A 16028-nucleotide genomic window follows, 5' to 3' on the forward strand; every position below is an offset into this window, starting at 1 on the left:
CATGGCTTTTACCGATCCGTTCATCCGCCGCCCGGTGCTCGCCACCGTGGTCAGCCTGTTGATTGTGTTGCTCGGCTTCCAAGCCTGGAGCAAGTTGCCGCTGCGCCAATACCCGCAAATGGAAAACGCCCTGATCACGGTGACCACCGCTTACCCGGGGGCCAACGCCGAAACCATTCAGGGTTACATCACCCAGCCGATGCAACAGAGTCTGGCCAGCGCCGAGGGCATCGACTACATGACCTCGGTCAGCCGGCAGAACTTCTCGGTGATCTCGATTTATGCGCGCATCGGCGCCAACACCGACCGTTTGTTCACCGAATTGCTGGCCAAGGCCAATGAAGTCAAAAACAAGCTGCCGCAGGACGCCGAAGACCCGGTGTTGAGCAAGGAATCCGCCGACGCTTCGGCGCTGATGTACATCAGCTTCTTCAGCAAGGATTTGAGCAATCCGCAGATCACCGACTACCTGTCACGGGTGATCCAGCCAAAACTGGCGACGCTGCCGGGCATGGCCGAAGCGGAGATTCTCGGCAATCAGGTGTTCGCCATGCGCCTGTGGCTCGACCCGGTGAAACTCGCCGGTTTCGGCCTCAGCGCAAGTGATGTGACCAACGCCGTGCGCCAGTACAACTTCCTCTCCGCCGCCGGCGAGGTGAAAGGCGAATACGTGGTCACCAGCATCAACGCCAACACCGAACTGAAATCCGCCGAAGCGTTTGCGGCCATTCCGCTCAAGGTCAGTGGCGACAGCCGGGTGCTGCTCAGCGATGTCGCGCGGGTGGAAATGGGTGCGGAAAACTACGATTCGATCAGCTCGTTCGGCGGCACGCCGTCGGTGTACATCGGCATCAAGGCCACGCCGGGCGCCAACCCGCTGGACGTGATCAAGGAAGTGCGCAAGCTGATGCCGGAGCTGGAAGCGCAACTGCCGCCGAACCTGAAAAGCGAGATCGCCTACGACGCCACGCTGTTTATTCAGGCCTCGATCGATGAAGTGGTGAAAACCCTGTTCGAAGCGGTGCTGATCGTCATTGTCGTGGTGTTCCTGTTCCTCGGTGCGCTGCGGTCGGTGGTGATCCCGGTGGTGACCATTCCGCTGTCGATGATCGGCGTGATGTTTTTCATGCAGATGATGGGCTACTCGATGAACCTGCTGACGCTGCTGGCGATGGTACTGGCCATCGGTCTGGTGGTCGACGATGCAATTGTCGTGGTGGAAAACATCCACCGGCACATCGAGGAAGGCAAGACGCCGTTTGAAGCCGCCCTTGAAGGCGCACGGGAAATCGCCATGCCGGTGGTCTCGATGACCATTACGCTGGCGGCGGTGTACGCGCCGATCGGTTTTCTCACCGGACTGACCGGGGCGTTGTTCAAGGAGTTCGCCCTGACGCTGGCCGGGGCAGTGGTGATTTCCGGCATCGTCGCCCTGACCCTGTCGCCGATGATGTGCGCCTATCTGCTGCGCCATGAACAAAACCCCAGCGGCCTCGCCCATCGTCTCGACCGCATCTTCGACGGCCTCAAGCGCCGCTACCAGAGCATGCTGCACGGCACGCTGAACACGCGGCCGGTGGTGCTGGTGTTCGCGGTGATCGTGCTGTGCCTGATCCCGGTGTTCCTCAAGTTCACCAAATCGGAACTGGCGCCGGACGAGGATCAGGGCATTATTTTCATGATGGCCACCGCCCCGCAGCCGACCAATCTTGATTACCTGAGCACCTACACCGACGAATTCATCAAGATCTTCAAGGAATTCCCGGAGTACTACTCCTCGTTCCAGATCAACGGCTACAACGGTGTACAGGCGGGCATCGGCGGCTTCCTGCTCAAGCCATGGAACGAGCGCAGCCGCACGCAGATGCAGATCCTCCCCGAGGTACAAGGCAAACTGGGTGCGATCCCGGGATTGCAGATTTTCGGTTTCAACCTGCCCTCCCTGCCCGGCACCGGTGAGGGCCTGCCGTTCGAGTTCGTGGTCAATACGGCCAACGATTACGAACTGCTGCTGCAAGTCGCCGACCGGATCAAGAAGCGCGCCATGGAGTCGGGCAAGTTTGCCTTCGTCGACCTTGATCTGGCGTTCGACAAACCCGAAGTCGTCGTCGATATCGACCGCGCCAAAGCGGCGCAGATGGGCGTGTCGATGCAGGACTTGGGCGGCACGCTGGCAACGCTGCTGGGCGAGGCGGAAATCAACCGTTTCACCATTGATGGGCGCAGCTACAAGGTGATTGCTCAGGTTGAACGGCCCTATCGCGACAATCCGGACTGGCTGAACAGTTACTACGTGAAAAACACCCAGGGCGAATTGCTGCCGTTGTCGACGCTGATCAAAGTCAGCGACCGCGCACGACCGCGCCAGCTCAACCAGTTCCAGCAACTCAACGCGGCGAAGATTTCCGGCTTTCCGCTGGTGAGCATGGGCGAAGCCATCGACACCGTGCTGCAGATCGCCCGCGAAGAGGCACCGGCCGGGTTTGCCTTCGACTATGGCGGTGCATCGCGACAATTCGTCCAGGAAGGCAGTGCCTTGTGGGTGACGTTCGCCTTGGCGCTGGCGATCATCTTTCTGGTGCTGGCAGCGCAGTTCGAGAGTTTCCGCGATCCGCTGGTGATTCTGGTGACGGTGCCGCTGTCGATCTGCGGGGCGCTGATTCCGCTGTTCCTTGGCTGGTCGAGCATGAACATCTACACCCAGGTCGGGCTGGTAACGCTGATCGGTCTGATCAGCAAGCACGGGATCCTGATCGTCGAATTCGCCAACCAGTTGCGCAAGGACAAGGGGCTGACCGCACGCGAGGCGGTTGAGGAAGCCGCGGCCATTCGTTTGCGCCCGGTGTTGATGACCACGGCGGCGATGGTGTTTGGCATGGTGCCGTTGATTCTCGCCACGGGTGCCGGTGCGGTCAGCCGTTTTGATATCGGCATGGTGATTGCCACGGGGATGTCGATCGGCACATTGTTTACGCTGTTTGTGCTGCCGTGCGTTTACACCTTGCTGGCGAAACCTGATAAGCCTTGAAAGCAAAAAGATCGCAGCCTTCGGCAGCTCCTACACCGATCCATGTAGGAGCTGCCGAAGGCTGCGATCGTTTGATCTTGCTTGCATAAAAAAGGCCTCGCGTCTGCGAGGCCTTTTATGTGGGCTTCAATCGGTTCAACTCTGCGGCCTCATCCCTTGGGAAAGTCCGAACATGAACAGCAACAGATCATGATCGGGTTTGGTCGCCACGGAGGCTTTTGCCACCCGCGGTACTGCGCAGTGGGCGTCGTCGAACGACGCACCCACAACCTGCATGCGGGGCTGCTCCCAGGCTGCCACCGCCAATGATGCAACTGCCAAGGCTCCAACCAGAAACAAACCTCGTGCAATTTCTAGTTTCATCGCTATAAACCTTTGATAGCGCTGCCAAACGCCGTCTCATAAAAATAGACGAGTTTTTTCCAGTCTGTTTCGCTGAACGACGAATGGCGGCGCAATTGCTTCATGTCGTGGGAGGCGGCGCGATGAGCGGTCAGACGCTGGCGGCATTTCTCCAGATCGATCAGCGCAACTTCGACCTTGGCCGAATCGCCTTCGCCAGTGACCCGCACGAACACGTGTTTGATATAGATGCAGCTGTGCTGCCAACGACCCTTGTGCATGCGCGCGAGGTTTTCGGCGAGGTCTTTCAATACGCGTTCGTAAACGGCTTCACCGTATTGCGCACGCCCGCCTGCCGCTTCCCATTTTTCCAGCTCGTCAAAGCCATCCAGCGACTTGGTCACCAACAGCGCACGCCACTTGTACTGCGGATCAGGCTGAGCGCCGCAGAAAACGATTTCCGGCACCCGCACCCCGATTTTGCTGACGCCGGTCAGGGCATCCAGCTCACGCAATACCGTCGGGCGGCCGAAAGGGTGCAACCAGCTGCGATAGATATGCCCGGTCTGGCGCTTTGCATACAACAACTGGCCGTCACGTCCCATGACCCGTTGCACACCACTTTCGCCACCACGGCGGACGTTGGGCTCTTCTACCCACTCACCGTGCTGGTTCCAGTAATAGTCAAAGCGATCCTGCGGAGCGACGCCCGTTTCTGCTGCAAATTGCACTGCCATCCCACTACCTCTTGCGTAATACGTAAACCCGCCACATGGCATAGAGCGGGATGAAATCCAATTGTTCCTGAATGCGGAACCCTGCGGCCTCGAATTCTTTCTCGACCGTAGCAGCCGGTAACACAAAACGGTTCTGGTAACCTTCCTGCCCACGCTTGGCCTCGGCCTTTTTGCGTTTCCAGGCCTTGAAGTTGCCATCCACCCACAACGAAATGATCACGCTGTCGCGGGTGACGCGCTCGAACTCACGCAGAATGGCCCGTCGATGCTCGGCTTCACCGATGTGATGGAGCAAACGCATGCAGAAAATGCTATCGACGGCATTATCAGGCAAAGCAATGTCGAACGCAGATGTGTGCAAGGGTTGTACCCGCTTCACCACATCGGCCGCTTGCGCCTGCATCGCCGTCTTGATCATCGATTCGGAGTTGTCCGCGCCAATGATCACCCGATTCGGTTTTTCTGCCAGTAGTGGCCAGAAACGCCCCGCACCGCACGGCAAATCCAGCACCAGCCCTGGTTCACCGGCCAACGTCAGCGCTTTTCGGGCCAACTGTTCGTCACGCCAATGGGACAACCGCCGACCGAGATTGGCTTGATGCTTGCGCAAATATTTTTGCGCGTGCTTGTCGTCGTACTTTTCGGAAAAATCGAGTTTGATCGGGCCGGCCATCACCAGGACTCCTGAATTGCTGTTGTCACCACCTTAGGGAGCAGCGTGTCAGCGTCAGGTCATCCATTTGTGAAAAAATTGTTGGGTAAACCGCCAAACTATTTCAAGGTTATACAGGATTTAGACAGGTTGGCGGGAGTGGCTGGGTGCCACCACCGCCTCTCAGGCTTTGCCCAGATCAACTTCGAAGCGACAGCCATTGGGCTCCATGGTGCTCAAGGACACCGTCCAGCCCTGGTCTTCGCAGATGCGCTGTACCAGTGACAAGCCCAGCCCCAATCCCTCTCCCCGCTTCTCACTGCCACGGACAAACGGCTCGAACATCGCCTCGCGTTTTTCTTCGGGGATACCCACGCCCGAATCCTCGACCACAAACCCGTTGGCATTGAGCGCCAGGCGAATGAAGCCCTGCTCGGTGTAATGCAATGCATTGCGCAACAGGTTGCCCATGACAGCATTCAACAGGGTCGCGTTATAACGGGTATCTCGCAGACTGCCCGGCTCATAAAGCAGTTTCAGACCTTTGCTTTGAATGGGCCCGCGCCACAGACAAAGCAGGTTTTCGGCTACTTGGGCAAGGTTTTGCTGAGGCGCCATGCCAGCGTCTTCATGCTGAGCGCGAGCAAGCATGAGGAAAGTCTGTACCAGCTCGCGCATCTCTTCGCTGGCACGAGCGATGCGTTCAACCTGAGAACGTCCACGCTGGTCGATGCCCGGGTTTTCCAGTAACAATTCACAGGAGCTCGCCAGCACCATCAGCGGCGTTCGCAATTCATGGCTGACGTCACTGGTAAACAAGCGCTCGCGGGTCAGCGCCTGCCGTAAACGTCCCAGTGTGGCATCGAAAGCCACCGCCAATTCCCCGACTTCGTCAGCCGCGTAATCGGGCGCCAGCGGTGGCGCCAATCCGAGCAGTTGATCACGATGGCGCACCTGCCGTGCAAGGCGTACAACCGGCGCCATCACTTTGCGTGCCAGCACCCAGCCAAGGAATACCGCCAGCGCCAGACTGAGCACAAAACCCACCAGCACTACGGCAAACAAAACACGCTCGCGCTCTTCGAAATCGCTTTGATCCTGCAGCAGCACATAACGGCGACCGTCGACGATTTCGACCATTGCGTGGTACGACAGCTGCTCGCGAAAGACTTCGTGGAAACCCGAATCGAGGTGACGCAGATCCTTCGGCAGTTCGAAATCGCCCGGCCCACCACTGAAATAGAACAGTTGATCGGGCTCCGGCCGGTGGCTCCAGTCCGAGACGTTGTCCATCAAAAGCAGACGCTGCAGGTCACCGCCCAGCCCCGCCGAAATCAGCTTTTCTTCCACCAGATGCACGGTCGCGACGATGCCCATGGCGAAGGCGCCAGCCACCAGCGCACTCATCAGCGCGAAGGCGATGATGATCCGTTGGGAAAGGCTCTGTCTAAACTCCATTACGCATCGGCCAGGCGGTAACCCACGCCGTGCACGGTATGCAGCAGTGGTTTGGCAAAAGGTTTGTCGATCACTTGGCGCAGCTGGTGCACATGGCTGCGCAGGCTGTCGCTGTCCGGGCAATCATCGCCCCACAGCGCTTCTTCGAGGACTTCACGGCGCAAGACGTGCGGGCTTTTCTGCATCAACACGGCCAGCAATTTGAGGCCGACCGGATTAAGTTTGAGCAGCTTGCCGTCGCGCGTCACTTCCAGCGTATCAAGGTCATAGCTCAAATCCGCCACTTGCAACGCCCGTCGTCCGCCGCCCTGTGCACGGCGCATCACCGCTTCGACGCGTGCCGCCAGCTCGGACAAGGCGAACGGTTTGATCAGGTAATCATCGGCACCGGACTTGAAACCCTGCAAACGGTCATCAAGCTGATCGCGGGCGGTGAGCATGATCACTGGCGTGTCGCGGCGGGCATCTTCACGCAGACGTTTGCACAGGGTGTAGCCGTCGATCCCCGGCAACATGATGTCGAGCACGATCAGGTCGTAATGCTCGGTGGCCGCCAGATGCAATCCCGACAGACCGTCCTGGGCACAATCGACGGTATAGCCCTTGAGGCCCAGATAATCGGCCAGATTGGCCAGGATGTCGCGGTTGTCTTCGACCACTAGGATTCGCATGGGCACCTCTTCCGTACACGGTAACGGCCGTCTTGGCCCGCGCAGCTTAAGGCCAAGTGTGGCTTACCGCTAGGCATGTGTTGGGTTGTTTGCGGAGAAAATCGTTCATTGTGCCGGGCAACGTTTTTTTCACTTTCGATTAACAAATCCTCGACGCCGGCACGCGCAGACTCCCCGCGGCTGCGCTCCTCAGAACACACTTACCGACCAAGGAATCATCATGGTGTCGACCTCTGCCCGTCCCGTTTCCAGGCCGCTGAATTTCTGGTGGTGCCTGGGATTACCTGCCATTGCGGCGATCATTCTGGTACTGCTCGAACTCACCGATCTGGACATGTATCTGGCCAGACTGTTTTACGACCCGGTCGCGGGCGACTTTATCGGGCGCCACAGTTACTTTCTCGAAGACATCCTGCACGACCGCGCCAAAGAAGTGGTCATCGCCTTTTCAGTGTTTGCGATCCTCGGTTTCATCGGTGCGTTCTTCATTGAGCGGCTGAAACCGTTCAAGCGTGAGTTGGGTTGCCTGGTGTTGTCGCTGGGGCTGGCGACGTCTTTCGTCACGCCAGTCAAAGCCGTGACCGCCGTGCAGTGCCCGTGGAGCCTTGAGCAATTTGGCGGCCATGAGACTTACAGCAAGCTGATGGAGCATCGTCCGCAGACCGACAAGCCTGGTCGTTGCTGGCCGGGGGGGCATGCGGCTACCGGGTTCACCTTGTTTGCGCTGTTTTTTGTGCTGCGTGACCGCCGTCCGCGTCTGGCCAGACAGGCGTTTATCTTCGCCTTTGCACTGGGCTCGGTGTTTTCGATCAGCCGGATGATGCAGGGCGCGCACTTCTTTTCACACAACGTGTGGACGGCGATTTTCTGCTGGTTGATTTGCCTGGGCTCGTATTACTGGGTGCTGTATCGCCCGGCGGTGAAGGCTGAGGTAGTCGCCAAGGCACAACCGGTCAGCGCCTGAAACACCAATCCAATTGTGGGAGCGAGCCTGCTCGCGAAGGCGTCGGTTCAGCCAACATAAATGTTGAATGACACACCGAATTGGCGAGCAGGCTCGCTCCCACATTGATTCGCGGTGAAGCCAGGATCTGGATAATAAAAAACCCCGCTGACTCGCGTCAGCGGGGTTTTGCGTTACAGGGGTAAGGCAGGCTTACATCATGCCGCCCATGCCACCCATGCCGCCCATGTCTGGCATGCCGCCGCCAGCGCCGCCATCTTTCTTCGGCGCGTCAGCTACAGCTGCTTCGGTGGTCAGGATCAGACCGCCGATCGACGAGGCTGCTTGCAGAGCCGAACGGGTCACCTTGGTTGGGTCCAGGATGCCCATTTCGATCATGTCGCCGTATTCGCCAGTCGCAGCGTTGTAACCGAAGTTACCTTTGCCGTTCTTGACTTCATTGACCACAACGCTTGGCTCGTCGCCGCTGTTGGCAGCGATCTGACGCAGCGGAGCTTCGATTGCACGGCGCAGAACAGCGATACCTACGTCCTGATCGGCGTTGTCGCCTTTCAGGTCAAGGATGGCTTCCAGTGCACGGATCAGCGCAACGCCACCGCCAGGTACCACGCCTTCTTCAACGGCTGCACGGGTAGCGTGCAGGGCGTCTTCAACGCGGGCTTTCTTCTCTTTCATTTCAACTTCGGAACCAGCGCCAACCTTGATCACTGCAACGCCGCCGGACAGTTTGGCCAGACGCTCTTGCAGTTTTTCACGGTCGTAGTCCGAGGAAGTTTCGGCAACCTGAGCGCGGATCTGAGCGATACGCGATTCGATGTCGCCTGCAACGCCAGCACCGTCAACGATGATGGTGTTTTCCTTGGAGATGGTCACGCGCTTGGCGCTGCCCAGGTTTTCCAGGGTAGCGGCTTCCAGGCTCAGACCGATCTCTTCGGAGATAACGGTACCGCCGGTCAGAACAGCGATGTCCTGCAGCATGGCCTTGCGACGGTCGCCGAAGCCTGGCGCCTTGACGGCTGCGACTTTGACGATGCCACGCATGTTGTTCACAACCAGAGTCGCCAGGGCTTCGCCTTCAACGTCTTCGGAAACGATCAGCAGTGGACGGCCGGCTTTGGCAACGGCTTCCAGTACTGGCAGCATTTCGCGGATGTTCGAGATCTTTTTGTCGACCAGCAGAACCAGTGGGTTGTCCAGTTCGGCAACCATGGTTTCCGGCTTGTTGACGAAGTACGGGGACAGGTAGCCACGGTCGAACTGCATGCCTTCTACAACCGACAGTTCGTTTTCCAGGCCAGTGCCTTCTTCAACGGTGATCACGCCTTCTTTACCGACTTTTTCCATGGCTTCGGCAATGATGTCGCCGATGGAGTTGTCGGAGTTGGCCGAGATGGTGCCTACCTGAGCGATAGCCTTGGTGTCAGCGCATGGCTTGGACAGGTTTTTCAGCTCTTTGACGATGGCGATGGTCGCCTTGTCGATGCCGCGCTTCAGGTCCATTGGGTTCATGCCGGCAGCGACGGCTTTCAGGCCTTCGTTGACGATCGACTGAGCCAGAACGGTAGCGGTGGTAGTACCGTCACCAGCGTCATCGTTGGCACGGGAGGCAACGTCTTTGACCAGCTGCGCGCCCATGTTTTCGAAGCGATCTTCGAGTTCGATTTCTTTGGCGACGGAAACGCCGTCCTTGGTGATGGTCGGAGCGCCGAAGCTCTTCTCGAGGATCACGTTACGGCCTTTCGGGCCCAGGGTCGCTTTTACTGCGTCAGCCAGGACGTTGACACCAACGAGCATTTTCTTGCGGGCGGAATCGCCGAATTTAACTTCTTTAGCAGCCATGATCGATATTCCTTAAATACTTTGTAGTAGCGGGAAAATGAACGGGGGTATCAGCCTTCGATAACAGCGAGGATTTCGTTCTCGCTCATTACCAGCAGGTCTTCGCCGTCGACTTTCACAGTGTTGCTGCCGGAGTAAGGACCGAACACAACCTTGTCGCCTTCCTTGACGGACAGTGCGCGCACTTCGCCGTTTTCCAGAGCTTTGCCCGGGCCTACAGCGAGAATCACACCGTGGTTGGCTTTTTCAGCAGCCGAACCTGGCAGGACGATACCGCCAGCGGTTTTCTTTTCTTCTTCGCTGCGACGGATTACGACGCGGTCATGCAGAGGACGAAGCTTCATTGTCGATCTCTCCTAATTGTGGTTTTCATCGGCCGGTGTATTCCCGGCGGGTTTAACAAATCCGGCCTGCGCCGGTTGCGGCTCGTCAAGCGAGTCGCGGAAGACTGACTGGCTCAAATGCCAGAAACCTTTCGGTGACCGATACATAAGGGCGCATAAGCTTATTACAAGGGCGAGGCGAAAAATTTTTCACCGATGTTCTGCACAAAAGCAGCCCATAAATGAACACGGCACCCGAAGGTGCCGTGTCGATATCGCCGTTACTTGGTGTCGCGGTGTTCGAACTCGCCTTCGATCACATCACCCTCGCGGCCCAGAGGCTCGCGCGGCGCAGGACCGCCACGGGGTTGCAGATCGTCGGCGAACGCGCGTTGGCGCATGGCCTGTTCTTCGGCGCGCTGGCGCATTTTGTTCGCCAGCAGACGACGGGAGAACGGCAGCAGCATTACCAGACCGACCACATCACTGATGAAGCCCGGCAGGATCAACAGGCCACCGGCCAATGCCAGCATCAAACCTTCCAGCATGGTTTGCGCAGGCAGTTCGCCGCGGTTCAGGCTTTCACGGGCACGCAAAGCAGTGGCCAGACCGGCGACGCGCAGCACGAAAATGCCGAACATCGAGCCGACAATGATCAGCAGCAGGGCCGGGAAAAACCCGATAGCCCCTGCCACTTTGACGAATACGAACAGCTCCAGCACCGGAAACAGCAGAAAGAGCAACAGAAAAGGGCGCATCAAAGTTTCCTCAACGCAAGAAATGCCTTGCAGTAAGCCTTAGATGACGTCGACCTTTCGTGAATTCAAGCGTCGGCCACCTCATTTTTTGGCCAGACCTCGGCGTGAGCCAGAGAAACCAGGGCTTCGCGCACTTGTGTCGGCGTATTACAAAGCGCCGGGAACGGCAGCCAGTACAACGCCTGACCGATGCGCAGGTGCATGCCCTCGGTGTCGATCCCGGCCAGTTGTGCCGGCACGGTTTGCGGCAGACCCGCGAGGTCGACGTAGTGCGCGATGGCTTTGGCGTGGTCGCTGTTCATGTGTTCGACCATGCTGATTTCAGCCTTGCCGGCGAACGGATTGGCCAGGGTCAATTGATCAACCCAATGAATCGCGCCGAAACCGCCGATGTAGCGATGGCGCACCGGGGTCAGCACCCAGAAATCGAAATCGTGGGCTTTGTGGTAATTCTGCGAATCCGGGAAATAACGGTAATAACGCTCGGCGGCGGACTCTATCGCAGCGGCGTCTTCGATCTTTTGCGCTTCAGCCAGATAGGTCAGGCGACCAACGGCTTGCACGTCGTCAGCCTCGCGCTCGCCGACAAGCAATGAGCACTTCGGGTCTTTTTGCAGGTTGTGGGTGTGCTGGGCGATGCGGCTGATCAGGATCAGCGGGCGGCCCTGCTCGTCCAGGCAGTACGGCACCACGGAGCCAAAAGGAAAACCGGGCATCGATTTGGAGTGGGTCGACAGCACTCCACGGTATTCCTTGAGAAGCAATTCTCGGGCATTCTTGGCCACTTCAACGCTCAATTTATGACTCCTTAAATAGAATCCGTCGAAAAAACGGACAGGCGCCGGGATTCAAGTCCCAGTCACGCCTTGAGGCAATTCTCATGTGCAAACCCGCCACGGCCGGTGCAGATCGGGAGTCGCTTACAACAATAACTACTCAGACCTGCTATCGGGGCATGCGAATGCAACTCAACGACAAAGTAATCATTATCACAGGCGGTTGCCAGGGTTTGGGCCGCTCGATGGCCGAGTATTTCGCTGGCAAAGGCGCGAAACTCGCGCTGGTCGACCTGAACCAGGAAAAACTCGACGACGCGGTTGCGGCTTGCAAGGCCAAGGGTGTCGAAGCGCGCAGCTATTTGTGCAACGTTGCCAATGAAGAGCAGGTCGAACACATGGTCGCTCAGGTCGCCGCCGATTTCGGTGCGATCCACGGTCTGATCAACAACGCCGGGATTTTGCGCGATGGCCTGTTGTTGAAGGTCAAGGACGGTGAAATGACCAAGATGAGCCTGGCACAGTGGCAGGCCGTCATCGACGTCAACCTGACCGGCGTGTTCCTCTGCACCCGTGAAGTGGCGGCAAAAATGGTCGAGCTGAAGACCAGCGGCGCGATCATCAACATCTCGTCGATCTCGCGCGCCGGTAACGTTGGCCAGACCAACTATTCCGCCGCCAAGGCTGGCGTGGCAGCGGCAACGGTGACCTGGGCGAAGGAGCTGGCGCGTTATGGCATTCGCGTGGCGGGCATCGCACCGGGCTTCATCGAGACCGAGATGACCCTGGGCATGAAACCGGAAGCGCTGGAGAAGATGACGTCGGGCATTCCGCTCAAGCGCATGGGCAAGCCGGAAGAGATCGCGCATTCGGCGGCGTATATCTTCGAAAACGACTATTACACCGGGCGGATTCTGGAGATGGATGGCGGGTTGCGCATCTAACTGACAACACAAAACAAATGTAGGAGTGAGCCTGCTCGCGATAGCGGATTAACATTCAACAAATGTGTTGAATGATCGACCGTTATCGCGAGCAGGCTCACTCCTACAGGGTTATCGGTGTTGCGGATGCATCAATCGTCGCTGATGGTGATGTTCGGCATCGCCGGGGTAGCGGCTTCCTGCAACACGATCCGCGCGCCGACGTGGCGGGCGAGTTCCTGATAGACCATGGCAATCTGGCTGTCCGGCTCGGCGATCACCGTTGGCTTGCCGCCATCGGCCTGCTCGCGGATCAGCATCGACAGCGGCAGCGAAGCCAGCAGTTCCACACCGTACTGGGTCGCCAGCTTCTCACCGCCGCCCTCACCGAACAGATGCTCGGCATGCCCGCAGTTCGAGCAGATGTGCACGGCCATGTTTTCCACCACACCCAGCACTGGAATGTTGACCTTGCGGAACATTTCCACACCTTTGCGCGCGTCGAGCAGGGCCAGATCCTGCGGGGTGGTGACGATCACGGCACCGGCCACCGGGACTTTTTGCGCCAAAGTCAGTTGAATGTCACCGGTGCCTGGCGGCATGTCGATGACCAGATAATCCAGATCCCCCCATGCGGTTTGCGTGACCAGTTGCAGCAGCGCGCCGGAAACCATCGGCCCGCGCCAGACCATCGGCGTGTTGTCGTCGGTCAGGAAGGCCATCGACATGACTTCGACACCATGCGCTTTGAGCGGCACGAACCACTTCTGATCCTTGACCTCCGGGCGGGTGCGTTCGGGGATGCCGAACATGATGCCTTGGCTCGGGCCGTAGATATCAGCGTCAAGAATGCCGACCTTGGCGCCTTCGCGGGCCAGCGCCAGTGCGAGGTTGGCGGCGGTGGTCGACTTGCCCACACCGCCCTTGCCCGAGGCCACGGCGACCACGTTCTTGACGTTGGCCAGCCCCGGAATCTGCGCCTGCGCCTTGTGCGCGGCGATCACGCTGTTGACTTCAACCTTGGCGGTCACCACGCCGTCGAGGTTTTCGATGGCCAGTTGCAGGAGTTGCGCCCAGCCGCTCTTGAACAGACCGGCGGCGTAACCGATTTCCAGCTGCACATTGACGCGATCACTGACGATTTCGATGTTCTTCACGCATCCGGCGCTGACCGGGTCCTGGTTCAGGTAAGGGTCGGTGTATTGGCTGAGGACGGCTTCCACCGCTGCGCGAGTGACGGCGCTCATGGGCAACTCCGATAACAAGACTGGGAAAAGATGGCGGGTATCGTACCTGAAAAGATTGCAGCCTTCGGCAGCTCCTACCGGGGATTATGTGTAGGAGCTGCCGAAGGCTCGGGCCGCGTTCGGACGATCTGTTGATCTTTGCTGTTTCTCATCCAGTGAAACAGGTGCACAGGGTGAAAAATATGCGCCAGCGCTTTATAGTGGCCGACCTCCGTTTCATCAAGTAGCGAAGCCCCACATGTCCGAACCACGCAAGATCCTCGTCACCAGCGCCCTGCCCTACGCCAACGGTTCGATTCACCTTGGCCATATGCTGGAATATATCCAGACCGATATGTGGGTGCGCTTCCAGAAGCATCGTGGCAATCAATGCATTTATGTCTGCGCCGACGACGCCCACGGTTCGGCGATCATGCTGCGTGCAGAAAAGGAAGGCATCACCCCGGAACAACTGATCGCCAACGTGCAGGCTGAACACAGCGCCGACTTTGCCGAGTTCCTGGTTGATTTCGACAATTTCCACTCCACTCACGCCGAAGAAAACCGTGAGCTGTCGAGCCAGATCTACATCAAGCTGCGTGACGCCGGGCACATCGCCCAACGCTCGATCACCCAGTATTTCGACCCGGAAAAGAAAATGTTCCTGGCCGACCGCTTCATCAAGGGCACCTGCCCGAAATGCGGGACTGAAGACCAGTACGGCGACAACTGCGAAAAATGCGGTGCGACCTACGCGCCGACCGACCTGAAGGATCCGAAGTCGGCCATCTCTGGCGCCACTCCGGTGCTCAAGGACTCCCAGCACTTCTTCTTCAAACTGCCGGACTTCCAGGAAATGCTGCAGGCCTGGACCCGCAGCGGCACATTGCAGGACGCCGTCGCCAACAAGATCGCCGAGTGGCTGGACGCCGGCCTGCAACAGTGGGACATCTCCCGCGATGCGCCGTACTTCGGTTTCGAGATTCCGGGCGAGCCGGGCAAGTATTTCTACGTGTGGCTGGACGCGCCGATCGGCTACATGGCCAGCTTCAAGAACCTCTGCGACCGCACGCCGGAGCTGGATTTCGACGCGTTCTGGGGCAAAGACTCCACCGCCGAGCTGTACCACTTCATCGGCAAGGACATCGTCAACTTCCACGCGCTGTTCTGGCCAGCGATGCTTGAAGGCGCGGGCTACCGCAAGCCGACCGGTATCAACGTACACGGCTACCTGACCGTCAACGGCCAGAAAATGTCCAAGTCGCGCGGCACCTTCATCAAGGCGCGCACCTATCTCGATCACCTGTCGCCGGAATACCTGCGCTACTACTACGCGGCCAAACTGGGCCGTGGCGTCGATGACCTCGATCTGAACCTCGAAGACTTCGTACAGAAGGTCAACTCCGACCTGGTCGGCAAAGTGGTCAACATCGCCAGCCGTTGCGCCGGGTTCATCCAGAAAGGCAATGGCGGCCTGCTGGTCGACACCAATGCTGCGCCTGAGCTGACCGAGGCCTTCCTCGTCGCCGCGCCAAGCATTGCCGACGCCTATGAAGCCCGCGACTTCGCCCGTGCCATGCGTGAAACCATGGCCCTGGCCGACCGCGCCAACGCCTGGATCGCCGACAAGGCGCCGTGGTCGTTGAACAAGCAGGAAGGCAAACAGGATGAAGTCCAGGCGATCTGCGCCACCGCCATCAACCTGTTCCGCCAACTGGTGATCTTCCTCAAACCGGTGTTGCCGCTGCTGGCCGCCGATGCCGAGGCGTTCCTCAACGTCGCCCCGCTGACCTGGAACGACCACACCACCCTGCTGGCCAACCATCAGCTCAACGAATTCAAGCCGTTGATGACCCGCATTGACCCGGTAAAAGTGCAAGCCATGTCCGACGCCTCGAAAGAAGACCTGACCGCCAGCCAGACCGATACCGGTGCTGCTGCCCCGGCCGGCAATGGCGAACTGGCCAAGGATCCACTGTCGCCGGAAATCGACTTCGATGCATTCGCCGCGATCGACCTGCGTGTCGCACTGATCGTCAAGGCCGAACACGTGGAAGGCGCCGACAAGCTGCTGCGCCTGACACTGGATATCGGTGACGAGCAACGTAACGTGTTCTCGGGCATCAAGAGCGCCTACCCGGATCCCACCAAGCTCGACGGTCGCCTGACCATGATGATCGCCAACCTCAAGCCACGGAAAATGAAGTTCGGTATTTCCGAAGGCATGGTGATGGCGGCCGGCCCTGGCGGCGAAGAGATTTACCTGTTGAGCCCGGACAGCGGCGCCAAGCCGGGTCAGCGCATCAAGTAAGCGACAGCAATAAAATCGAT

Annotated in this window: 14 protein-coding genes; 4 read left to right on the top strand and 10 right to left on the bottom strand. The window is 58.6% G+C overall.

All coding sequences use genetic code 11. The features are described 5' to 3' along the window. Position 1: 1 nt before the first annotated feature. Positions 2–3028, top strand: a complete 3027-nt coding sequence (locus AK821_RS22915; protein WP_064391912.1) for a multidrug efflux RND transporter permease subunit — start codon at positions 2–4, stop codon at positions 3026–3028. 135 nt (positions 3029–3163) lie between these two features. Here AK821_RS22915 and AK821_RS22920 read toward each other — a convergent pair whose 3' ends face one another. The 5 genes from AK821_RS22920 to colR form a co-directional block, all read right to left on the bottom strand. Beyond that, entirely contained in the window at positions 3164–3391 is a 228-nt protein-coding gene (locus AK821_RS22920) for a hypothetical protein (RefSeq protein WP_064391915.1), read from the bottom strand. A gap of 2 nt (positions 3392–3393) precedes the next feature. Further along, on the bottom strand, positions 3394–4107 hold the full coding sequence (locus AK821_RS22925; RefSeq protein ID WP_064391917.1) for a lipopolysaccharide kinase InaA family protein: 714 nt from the start codon (positions 4105–4107) through the stop codon (positions 3394–3396). 4 nt (positions 4108–4111) lie between these two features. Next, positions 4112–4780 carry a class I SAM-dependent methyltransferase gene (locus AK821_RS22930; RefSeq protein ID WP_064391919.1) on the bottom strand — a complete coding sequence of 223 codons (669 nt, stop codon included), beginning with the start codon at positions 4778–4780 and terminating at the stop codon, positions 4112–4114. A 162-nt stretch (positions 4781–4942) separates the two neighbouring features. Beyond that, on the bottom strand, positions 4943–6217 hold the full coding sequence (locus AK821_RS22935) for a sensor histidine kinase (protein WP_064391921.1): 1275 nt from the start codon (positions 6215–6217) through the stop codon (positions 4943–4945). Next, positions 6217–6888: a two-component system response regulator ColR gene (gene colR, locus AK821_RS22940; RefSeq protein ID WP_064391922.1), complete on the bottom strand. Its 672-nt coding sequence runs from the start codon at positions 6886–6888 to the stop codon at positions 6217–6219. The genes AK821_RS22935 and colR overlap by 1 nt, the downstream gene beginning before the upstream one ends. A gap of 220 nt (positions 6889–7108) precedes the next feature. Here colR and AK821_RS22945 point away from each other — a divergent pair, with 220 nt between their 5' ends. Continuing rightward, on the top strand, positions 7109–7852 hold the full coding sequence (locus AK821_RS22945) for a phosphatase PAP2 family protein (protein WP_064391924.1): 744 nt from the start codon (positions 7109–7111) through the stop codon (positions 7850–7852). Positions 7853–8044: 192 nt separating this feature from the next. Here AK821_RS22945 and groL read toward each other — a convergent pair whose 3' ends face one another. The 4 genes from groL to AK821_RS22965 all read right to left on the bottom strand — a co-directional run bounded on the left by groL (position 8045) and on the right by AK821_RS22965 (position 11569). Then, positions 8045–9691 carry a chaperonin GroEL gene (gene groL / locus AK821_RS22950; RefSeq protein ID WP_064391926.1) on the bottom strand — a complete coding sequence of 549 codons (1647 nt, stop codon included), beginning with the start codon at positions 9689–9691 and terminating at the stop codon, positions 8045–8047. 50 nt (positions 9692–9741) lie between these two features. Next, positions 9742–10035 (bottom strand): co-chaperone GroES, encoded by a 294-nt coding sequence (locus AK821_RS22955; RefSeq protein WP_007916610.1) that lies wholly within the window; start codon positions 10033–10035, stop codon positions 9742–9744. Positions 10036–10295: 260 nt separating this feature from the next. Then, positions 10296–10772: an FxsA family protein gene (locus AK821_RS22960; RefSeq protein ID WP_064391928.1), complete on the bottom strand. Its 477-nt coding sequence runs from the start codon at positions 10770–10772 to the stop codon at positions 10296–10298. A gap of 65 nt (positions 10773–10837) precedes the next feature. Next, positions 10838–11569 carry a HugZ family pyridoxamine 5'-phosphate oxidase gene (locus AK821_RS22965; RefSeq protein ID WP_064391930.1) on the bottom strand — a complete coding sequence of 244 codons (732 nt, stop codon included), beginning with the start codon at positions 11567–11569 and terminating at the stop codon, positions 10838–10840. Positions 11570–11733: 164 nt separating this feature from the next. On the opposite strand from AK821_RS22965, the gene AK821_RS22970 reads away from it, so the two are divergent. After that, the gene (locus AK821_RS22970; RefSeq protein ID WP_064391936.1) at positions 11734–12492 is read left to right on the top strand and encodes an SDR family oxidoreductase; all 759 of its coding nucleotides are present in this window, start codon (positions 11734–11736) and stop codon (positions 12490–12492) included. Positions 12493–12623: 131 nt separating this feature from the next. On the opposite strand, the gene apbC is transcribed toward AK821_RS22970, so the two are convergent. Then, positions 12624–13718: an iron-sulfur cluster carrier protein ApbC gene (gene apbC, locus AK821_RS22975; RefSeq protein ID WP_064391937.1), complete on the bottom strand. Its 1095-nt coding sequence runs from the start codon at positions 13716–13718 to the stop codon at positions 12624–12626. Between the two features lie 238 nt (positions 13719–13956). Here apbC and metG point away from each other — a divergent pair, with 238 nt between their 5' ends. Further along, entirely contained in the window at positions 13957–16008 is a 2052-nt protein-coding gene (gene metG / locus AK821_RS22980; protein WP_064391938.1) for a methionine--tRNA ligase, read from the top strand. The last annotated feature ends 20 nt before the right edge of the window (positions 16009–16028 follow it).

Origin of the sequence: Pseudomonas sp. RIT-PI-r (genome assembly GCF_001297015.1) — a bacterium.
Lineage (GTDB): Bacteria > Pseudomonadota > Gammaproteobacteria > Pseudomonadales > Pseudomonadaceae > Aquipseudomonas.

Coding starts and splice junctions, on each gene's coding strand:
- AK821_RS22955 (WP_007916610.1), bottom strand. CDS start 10,035: ATGAAGCTTCGTCCTCTGCATGACCGCGTCGTAATCCGTCGCAGCGAA.
- AK821_RS22945 (WP_064391924.1), top strand. CDS start 7,109: ATGGTGTCGACCTCTGCCCGTCCCGTTTCCAGGCCGCTGAATTTCTGG.
- AK821_RS22925 (WP_064391917.1), bottom strand. CDS start 4,107: ATGGCAGTGCAATTTGCAGCAGAAACGGGCGTCGCTCCGCAGGATCGC.
- AK821_RS22915 (WP_064391912.1), top strand. CDS start 2: ATGGCTTTTACCGATCCGTTCATCCGCCGCCCGGTGCTCGCCACCGTG.
- groL (WP_064391926.1), bottom strand. CDS start 9,691: ATGGCTGCTAAAGAAGTTAAATTCGGCGATTCCGCCCGCAAGAAAATG.
- AK821_RS22930 (WP_064391919.1), bottom strand. CDS start 4,780: ATGGCCGGCCCGATCAAACTCGATTTTTCCGAAAAGTACGACGACAAG.
- colR (WP_064391922.1), bottom strand. CDS start 6,888: ATGCGAATCCTAGTGGTCGAAGACAACCGCGACATCCTGGCCAATCTG.
- apbC (WP_064391937.1), bottom strand. CDS start 13,718: ATGAGCGCCGTCACTCGCGCAGCGGTGGAAGCCGTCCTCAGCCAATAC.
- AK821_RS22920 (WP_064391915.1), bottom strand. CDS start 3,391: ATGAAACTAGAAATTGCACGAGGTTTGTTTCTGGTTGGAGCCTTGGCA.
- AK821_RS22935 (WP_064391921.1), bottom strand. CDS start 6,217: ATGGAGTTTAGACAGAGCCTTTCCCAACGGATCATCATCGCCTTCGCG.
- AK821_RS22960 (WP_064391928.1), bottom strand. CDS start 10,772: ATGCGCCCTTTTCTGTTGCTCTTTCTGCTGTTTCCGGTGCTGGAGCTG.
- metG (WP_064391938.1), top strand. CDS start 13,957: ATGTCCGAACCACGCAAGATCCTCGTCACCAGCGCCCTGCCCTACGCC.
- AK821_RS22970 (WP_064391936.1), top strand. CDS start 11,734: ATGCAACTCAACGACAAAGTAATCATTATCACAGGCGGTTGCCAGGGT.